Origin of the sequence: Citrobacter sp. wls718 (assembly GCF_005280945.1) — a bacterium.
GTDB classification, from domain to species: domain Bacteria; phylum Pseudomonadota; class Gammaproteobacteria; order Enterobacterales; family Enterobacteriaceae; genus Citrobacter; species Citrobacter gillenii.
The window spans coordinates 1-8,614 of the sequence record NZ_SZWV01000114.1 but is presented as its reverse complement, the minus strand read 5'-3'; the positions used below and the strand labels follow the sequence as shown (position 1 = coordinate 8,614).

Here is an 8,614-nt window from a genome sequence, read left to right as displayed (position 1 = left end):
CAATAAGTTGGAGTCATTACCCGTCAGGTCTTCCGTCAGCTTCTCGGCGTCGGCCATGATGCGCAGGTTGAAGTCATTCAGCATTTTATCTGCGGCAGGCTTATCGGTTTTCGCCATCTTCAGATATTCGGCCTCAACCTCTTTTTGCTCCTGTGCAACCTTGTCTTCCCACGCTTTGTAGGCTTTTTTGACGATGGGCGCGAGCTTAGGATAATCGGTCATAGTCAGCGTCTGTAATTTACGATACTTCCAGTAGATGGATTGATCGTCAGCTTTATCCGTCCCCATCGTATAGTTGGCCGGATACGCCTTCAGTCCACTGTAGTAAGGAACAAAGGCGGTAAGATCGGCCATACCGAGGCCAATGTAAGTTGTTTCACCAATTTCTTTTGGCAGCCACGGACGGACCTGCATCACGTGGGCCTCGTAGGTGCGGAATACGCTGACAGGACGCCACGGCTCTTTGCCGTTCAGACCGTTGGTGTACGGATCATGGCTGGTGCCTTCATAGTGGCTACGCAGCACTGACTTCACGTCGTCCAGTGTCATCTTCTTCTCCGGCTTCAGGAATACCGGGAACTCGCGGCCTGCGGCCATATCCTGATTGACGGAAGGATTAAACGTTTTCTGGATGGTCCACACGCGGGGGTCGTTATAGGTACGGTCACGCACATCATCGCGGGTATAGGCTGTGGAGAAGTTAAATTTGCCGTCTTTGGCCTTATCGTACAGACCTTTTTCGCTGGCGAATTCAATCAGGTTTTTCGACGCCATCATGTTCGGGTCTTGTGGATCGTAATCCTGTAAACGTCCCTGGTTACCGGTGGCAAAATATTGATTATTTGGCAGCCGCTGTGCCATCCACTGGTGACCACTACCGGTTTCCAGATACCAGATTTCTTTATCATCCACGACGGCAACGCCGAAACCTTCACCTGCGCCGACGGTTTCAACGATATGCCCCAGCAGGGCCACCGCGTCACGCGCGGTTTTGCTCTGTGACAGTAAGATGTCTGGGATATCGTCTTCGGTGATCCCTTTATCCTCAACGTACGGGTCAACGGCCAGCGCCTTCGATGAAGCAAAAATAGATTCTGTCCCGCTGACGCCAACGCCCAGTTCGTTAAAACCGGTGGCTCCGTGTAGCTGGGTTTTCCAGTTAGGCACGGTGGTATAACGCAGTGAGTTTTTCGGCAGCGGCCAGGTAAAATCATTCGCACCATTATGTGCTTTGGTGCTGTATACCCCGGTCTGGTTCTGTTTCGCTGGATGAATCAAAAAATGCTGTGCTTTCAGCGCGTCGCTGTCTGCGCTACGGGCCACCAACATTGAGCCGTCCGCCGAGGCTTCATTGCCGACCAGCAGGGTCGTACACGCAAAACCGGATGAAACAACCGCCAGGTTTACTGAAAGTGCAATCAGGCACTTTTTAAAACTAAACATTATGTATCCCTCATAAGTACGCCATAAGTACACCGGAAACACACCGTTTCCTTAATGCGATCACGCCTGTACTGTCAGGCATGGCTCGCCAGAGAGATAAACGCCCCTGCCCACGTTATCTCCGCATATCCATCCGTCGGTTAAAGTCTTCTGGACGCTCTAACACGTCCATTTCGCTTGATTTTTACGCAGTGGATATCGAGGTATTCAGGATGCTACCTGATTCGGGGAGAAGAATAGCAATGGCTTATTACTGGATTCAGTGACCCATGTCGCGTAAGTCAATGATGATAAATGTGAATGCTGGATTTAAGTGAAATTACGATATTATCTTTTGCGGCAATACAGTGAGGGAACATTCGACGTCGCAAAAATCCACGCGCCTTTATACTCCTCCATAACCAGGCTCAGGCCTCGCCCGCTCTGGCGATAAAACCCCGGTAATGTGCTGTTAATATCATCTTCATCCGCTGTATCGGCGAAAGTTTTGACCACCTGCGTCGTCTGCAGCACGCGGGCATCGCGCTGTTGGGTGTAGCTAAAATAAATGTTCCTGCTGACGTCCGTGGTGTGATGTCCATACAGCCTGCCGTTAATGGTCGCCAGCCCTTCATGCTGGTACATCCGGTACGACACCGTGCCGGTAAAGCGTTTGTCACCAATATTCCACTCTACGTTGCCGACGCAATTCAGTGGTTGTTCGGCATATCGCGAATGCCATAGCCAGGCACCTGAACCGAGAACCGTCGCCAGCCCAATACTGACCAGAATAATCGTGCAGGTTTTTTTCATTGCGCACGCGTCCAGTAATAATGGCTGGTACAAAACGCAGAAGCATCCGTTCGTGCGTCTTTATCACAGACAAAGGCGACCACTCTCTCGGCTTTGCGGTAACCGGCAAGGAACACATAATGGTTTTTTTCACAGAGAGAGGGATGCGATTGCATCAAATTGAAATAACCGTCCAGATTGTGTTCATTCGGTGAATAATAAATTTTGCAGTTTTGATTTGAGGGAATTCGCATGGAAATAGAGACGAAGGCGTTAAATGGCATCGCCGGGCGTTTCTGATACCACACCAGCCAGATAACCAGGGTAGCAATAAGCACGCTGAGGGTAAAAAGAATCCCCCATCGAGGGACCGGCGTTGTTTGTTTCGGTGAGGGAACTATTGTTGTGGGTGTTGTGTTTTCTTTAATCACTGGCGGCAAGGAAACATCACTTTGTGTGTGCGTTATGACTTCTACCTGCGTATTTTCCGTTAATCTCAGCCCTCGGCGAGAAATAGTTTTTACCGTGTCACGAGGCAACCCTACTTCCTCCAGCGCTTTACGCAGCGTCAGGATTGCCTGATAAAAGGTATTGGTCGTGGTGACATTATTGCGCTCCCCCCAACCCACTTTTAGCAGCGTGTTCTGAGAAACGATGTCATTTGGGTGCGTAATTAAATACAAAAAGCAGAGTGAGGCTGGCAGTTGCAGTTGAATCGCCCGCCCGGTCTGCTGGTTAACCAGACTTCTGTTATCAGGATTAAATTCGACCAACTGATTGATAAGGTACAATGCCCGGCCCTCAGTAACAAAGACGTATCACGGAGTGCCGTTGACACCCCCTTTAATTCTACATACAAATCGCAAAGACGCCTCGGTCTTTGCACATCATCAGTGATAAAGTTCTTAGGTGACGAAATAAAATCATTAAAATACAAACGGATAGCATAGATAAATCTTAGGTGAGAATGAACTAAGGTTAAGTAATGAGAATTCATTACAGATTTATCAGAATTACCCTTATATTTATTCACCACGCCGCCAGAGTGATTAAATTATCGGATTAATGTTACTGATAATTATCTCCTGTGTCGGTTTTTTAGCAAATAGTGCTATGTGAGTATTTATCCTGGTGCCGTGATTTATGTGCAAAATTCCTAATGTTATGGTTATTTTTCTGAGAAAAGATACGCATATACTGATTGGTATCAGGTTATTTACCATCCGTATTAATTTGCTGATAAGACTTTATAACATTTTTAATGACTGAATTTAATTGACTAACGGGGCGCGCGTAGCGTGTCGATTGACACATTTATTTACCAGTGAAATATTGAAGGAAAAAATTACAGGAGTTGTTTTTGATGAAGAGAAAACCGCCACCAAATGTTCGTTGCATAAGTTGTGAATTATCCTGCTCTTTATTTCCGCAGCCTGCGGTACGCGCACAGTATTGTCACCGTGCTACTTTTGCTATCTGGCCTGAGGGGAATCGTTTTTTGAAAGCAGGGATCGTTGAAAAACTTCTGCTTAATAATCAAAATCATTTGTCCCGGGGCTTTATTTTTGTCGACTTTTCGTTCCCGAATCTGCGCTTGTTCGCCGATCCGCAGTGGGTTGACCGTTTAGCCCGTAGCGGGATGCGTATTGTCCTGCTCTCTGACCGGAATCTGACACCGTTAGCCAATTACTGGTTGTCGAAAAGCAGTTATATACAAGGCATTATTTATTCTGACGATGACGATATTGTTCAGCATCAGAAGATTCACCGACTGTTCACAGGTCACCTGGCTAACAGCAAGCGTGGACGATCATTAAACTACACGGAAATGATATTGTTGAAGCGTTTTATGTCGGGGAAAAGTATTCAGCAAATCACCGTCACAGATAATATCGATATTAAGAAAATTTACGTCTATAAACTTCGGCTTGAAGAAAAGCTGGGACATAGTATTCATAAAATAATCTCGAATATTTTATAACTGTTTTTCATTTTTATTATTTCCACATTATTACGATGTGGTGGACTCTCTACGCCTAAATGTAGGAGGCAATTATGCCCAATCCTAAGTATTACTCACGTCTAGCCATAGCGGTGTCTGCCGCATTAGCTTCTATGGTATTTTCATCCCACGCGGCATGGGTGGATGTCGACAGTCTTCCCTCCAGCGGGCTGGTGAGCAGTTTGCCCCCGGAATTGCAGGCGTTAATTCCTGCTCAGGCGAATGCTCATTTCGCGAAAACCAGCGCGATGCCGAATTATGTTTATCAATGGAATGCGGGCACGATTCCCGTTTATGGCCACGGGGTGACGCTTAATGGACCTGGCGCAGAAGCCTTTGAACACTCCCTTACCGTTATTCAGAACAGCAACACGGGAAGCCCAGGGGTTATTTTCGGTGATGACCTGACGATTCGTACTCAGTCAAAGAATGCCGCTAACAACGGTAAAGATGTTGACGGTATCCGCACGCATGGGGCTAATACGCCGGATAACCCGGTCTTTATCATCACCGGGGATCGCACCAGTATTTATGTGGACGGTCAGGATGGTGACGGTATTAACGCTGGTTACAACTCCTTTAGCCAAGGTTGGAAAGGATCGGCCAGCATTTACGTCGGTGACGATCTGTATATTCAAACCACCGGTTACCAGGGGCGTGGTATCACTGCAAACGCAATGAAAGACGCTACGGAGGCCAAAAATACGATTGTCGTTGGCGACCGGGCACACATTGTGACGACCGGCGACGGCTCTGAAGGTCTTCGCACCGGGCGGAGTGGTTCCTCGATCCTGCTTGGCAATGACGCTACCATCGAGACGTCGGGTGCTTCCTCAACGGGGATTTATGCCGCCTCATCGTCCAAAACGGAACTGGGCAATAACGCCACGATTACGGTGAACGGTATCAGTGCACATGCGGTCTACTCCACGAACGCGACCGTGAACCTGGGCGACAAAGCGACCATTAGCGTGAACAGTGCTGGAAAAGCGACTTCATACAGCAAAGCCCCACGCGGTCTGTTTGCGCTTTCGCGCGGTGCGATAAACCTCGCCGGTGGTGCAGCCATTACCATGGCGGGCGATCACAGCAACGAAAGCTATGCCATCAGCACTGAAATGGGCGGTATCGTCGACGGCTCGGCGGGCGGTCGCTTCCTCATCGACGGTGATTTGCACGCCGCCAGCGGCACTGCGGCGATCAGCACGCTGGCGCAGCAAAACAGTACGATTAAGCTCAACATGACCGATAACTCGTTGTGGAATGGGGCGTCATATATCACCAGTGCCACGGCAGGGACGGGGGTTATCTCGCTGCAAATGCGCGATGCGACGTGGAATATGACCCACAGCTCAACGCTCACCGACCTGGCGTTAAACAGCGGGGCAGTCGTTAACTTTGGCCACGGTGGCGACGAAGCGTGGCAGACGCTGACCATCAATGAGGATTTCACCGGCAACGGCGGCAAACTGGTTTTTAACACCGTGCTTCATGATGACGCCTCCGAAACCGATAAGCTGAAGGTACTTGGCAATACGGCGGGTAACACGTTCGTGGTGGTGAACAACATCGGCGGAACCGGGGCGCAAACCGTAGAAGGAATTGAAATCATTGAAGTGGCGGGCAATTCCGACGGTACCTTTGAAAAAGCGGGCCGTATTGTTGCCGGTGCGTATGATTACAACGTGGTACAGAAGGACAACAACTGGTATCTGACCAGTTTTATTCCGGTCACTCCACCTGGTCCGGTTGACCCCGATCCTGTCGACCCAACTGACCCTGAGCCGGTTGATCCAGACCCCATTGATCCCGTGGACCCTGTGATCCCTGAGCCAGAAGAGCCTGTTGTGCCGCCGGTAACTGAACAGCAGTACCGCCCGGAAGCGGGCAGCTATCTGGCTAACAACTTTGCCGCCAATACCTTGTTTATGACCCGACTGCACGATCGTCTGGGGGAAACGCAGTACACCGATATGCTGACGGGCGAGAAAAAAGTCACCAGCCTGTGGATGCGCAACGTCGGCGGCCATACCCGCTTTAAAGATGGCAGCGGGCAGTTGAAAACTCAAAGCAACAGCTATGTATTGCAGTTAGGCGGCGACCTGGCACAGTGGAGTAGCGACGGTCTCGATCGCTGGCACATCGGCGCGATGGCAGGCTACGCCAACAGCCAGAACCGCACGCAGTCCAGTCTGACCGGTTACGCATCACGCGGTCAGGTTACCGGTTACAGCGTGGGTCTGTACGGTACCTGGTACGCGAATGACGCCGACAAGACCGGTACTTATGTGGATAGCTGGGTGCTGTACAACTGGTTTGATAACAAGGTGATGGGCCAGGAGCAGGCGGCGGAGAAGTATAAATCCAGCGGGGTAACCACCTCGGTGGAAGCCGGTTACAGCTTCAAACTGGGTGAAAGCGAGCGCAACAGCTACTGGCTGCAACCGAAAGCGCAGGTGGTGTGGATGGACGTGCAGGCCGACGATCACCGCGAAGCGAACGGCACCCGCGTGAAGGATGATACCGCAGGCAACCTGATGACCCGCCTGGGCGTGAAGGCCTTCATCAATGGCCACAACGCCATCGACGACGGTAAATCTCGCGAGTTCCAGCCGTTTGTCGAAGCCAACTGGATCCACAATACGCAGACCGCCCGCGTGAAAATGGACGATGTCAGCAACGACATGCGCGGCACAAAAAACATCGCCGAACTGAAAGTCGGTGTCGAAGGCCAAATCACCCCGCGACTCAACGTGTGGAGCAACGTGGCTCAACAGGTCGGCGACAAAGGCTACAGCGATACCCGCGGTATGCTGGGCGTGAAATACAACTTCTGATATAAGTGAGTAATGGAAAAGCCGCTGATTAATGGGTCAGCGGCTTTATTTTTTTTGGAAGCGGTATGTCGGATAAATGACATTAGTCAATAAGGCTCAGTCATAAAGCCATTTACCCGCTTTTGCTGACTCTGCCAGCATGCGGAGTGTTAATGGCTGTGGCTTATCGTCATCTCTGCTACAGGTAAAAATTGCATAAAGTATGAATGTCTCATTAGGCCAATATTTATAAAAATCGAAATTGGTGCAATCAACATTGAAAGTTGCAAAGTAAGCATCCATGATGTCTGCGCCCGTTTCACTGGCCCACACATAATCTCCCGTTGAAAGACTGGTATCGAGGGTGACTGGCCAACGCTTTTTAAAGAATAAGCTGGGTTTATTAAATGTTTCATCGTACCAGGCGATGACATCATTATCACTTACCATAGCTTATCTTTACCTCTGGCTATGGTGTTGTATTTAATTGTGGCTTTGTATGAAATCACACTCACGTCATAAGCCATTATGATAATCCCCAATATTGGAATCCATCTTCCAACAAAAGCGCCCAGATTTGTTACATATGCAAATTTTAATCGTCTTATACTTCCTGTAGTTAGGGTGGGTAAACGTCTGGTTTCTATATTTAACCAGTGTCGTAGCTGAGAGCTCAGAGGTGATGTCCCTGCTGTTGCCCCTATCGGCTTACCTCTGGTTGCGATCGTAGGTTGACCAAGTAAAATTAGACCCAAGGTCATGTAATCATTTACGCCAAATTGTTCACTGGTTTCATCAAGGAAAATCCAGAAAAGAAGTTCTCCTGCTGAAAGATTAGCAAACCCTCTGTAGAAATATGTACCGTTAAGCTCTTCGATAGTGTCCATATGATTTCACTTATTCGGTTATGCGTTCATTCCAGGCATCCGAATACTGGATATTACCATCGAGATAATGCCAAGTGATTTTATCGTAACGCAGCTGTACTTGTTCTCTATGACCAACATTGATGACAGTTTTAGTGTCATGCATCATCGGTGTTACGGATACAACTTTAACCCCTTCGAGGAGCATGTTGTAGTACTCTACTTCCTGACCTGCATTATTGATCTCGTACCACTTAAATTCTGCCGATTGCAAGCTTTGCCCTGTGGCAACGGCTTTAAAAAGATAAGGTGAAGCGCTATCGAATTCCTTCTCAAAAATCAGTGCGCCGTGCACACGTGTGCCAGTAAGCTTTCCTGTATTGCCATCCGTGGGGATGTAAAGGTTATGGCTAAACGATATCACCTCGATTGAGCGTTCGCGATTGGTTACATCAACAGATCCCTTTATAAGTGAGCCACCATCGTCTTTGAGCCAGAGATAAGCAGGAATTGCCATGTTAATAATCCATTTTGTTGAGAAAATAATATATGAGGGTTTTTACGGTTGGTTTGCAATAGTGAAGGTATTAATAATAGAGAAAAATAAATAAATTATTCTACGGCTGAATTTAAAATACTTATATATAAGTGGGATGATTGGTTATGGAAGAATAATTGATTTTGAAAGTAGACCGGATAAGCGTCAGCGCCATCCG

The 8,614-nt window shown here is 48.5% G+C and carries 8 protein-coding genes; 2 read left to right on the top strand and 6 right to left on the bottom strand.

Annotation, left to right across the window (positions count from 1 at the left end):
- The 3 genes from FDW95_RS22325 to FDW95_RS22315 form a co-directional block, all read right to left on the bottom strand.
- On the bottom strand, positions 1–1,443 hold a 1,443-nt coding region (locus tag FDW95_RS22325; protein ID WP_137363620.1), incomplete at its 3' end, for a C69 family dipeptidase.
- 327 nt (positions 1,444–1,770) lie between these two features.
- Positions 1,771–2,235, bottom strand: coding sequence for a hypothetical protein (locus FDW95_RS22320; RefSeq protein ID WP_115257145.1), 465 nt, complete (start codon positions 2,233–2,235; stop codon positions 1,771–1,773).
- A complete protein-coding gene (locus FDW95_RS22315; protein WP_115257146.1) occupies positions 2,232–3,005 on the bottom strand; it encodes a winged helix-turn-helix domain-containing protein in 774 nt (257 codons plus the stop codon). Before FDW95_RS22315 ends, FDW95_RS22320 begins: the two co-directional genes overlap by 4 nt.
- 572 nt (positions 3,006–3,577) lie before the next feature.
- Between FDW95_RS22315 and FDW95_RS22310 the strand changes: the two genes are divergently transcribed.
- The gene (locus tag FDW95_RS22310; protein ID WP_115257147.1) at positions 3,578–4,195 is read left to right on the top strand and encodes a helix-turn-helix transcriptional regulator; all 618 of its coding nucleotides are present in this window, start codon (positions 3,578–3,580) and stop codon (positions 4,193–4,195) included.
- A 74-nt stretch (positions 4,196–4,269) separates the two neighbouring features.
- Entirely contained in the window at positions 4,270–7,053 is a 2,784-nt protein-coding gene (gene misL, locus FDW95_RS22305) for an intestinal colonization autotransporter adhesin MisL (RefSeq protein WP_115257148.1), read from the top strand.
- Positions 7,054–7,149: 96 nt separating this feature from the next.
- Here the strand turns inward: misL and FDW95_RS22300 are convergent, their stop codons facing one another.
- From FDW95_RS22300 to FDW95_RS22290, 3 genes are read right to left on the bottom strand one after another with little or no spacing between them, the layout of a single operon-like run.
- On the bottom strand, positions 7,150–7,482 hold the full coding sequence (locus FDW95_RS22300; protein WP_115257149.1) for a DUF1493 family protein: 333 nt from the start codon (positions 7,480–7,482) through the stop codon (positions 7,150–7,152).
- Positions 7,476–7,919 (bottom strand): STM2901 family protein, encoded by a 444-nt coding sequence (locus FDW95_RS22295; protein WP_115257150.1) that lies wholly within the window; start codon positions 7,917–7,919, stop codon positions 7,476–7,478. The genes FDW95_RS22300 and FDW95_RS22295 overlap by 7 nt, the downstream gene beginning before the upstream one ends.
- 10 nt (positions 7,920–7,929) lie before the next feature.
- Positions 7,930–8,415, bottom strand: a complete 486-nt coding sequence (locus FDW95_RS22290; RefSeq protein ID WP_115257151.1) for an Hcp family type VI secretion system effector — start codon at positions 8,413–8,415, stop codon at positions 7,930–7,932.
- Between the last annotated feature and the right edge of the window lie 199 nt (positions 8,416–8,614).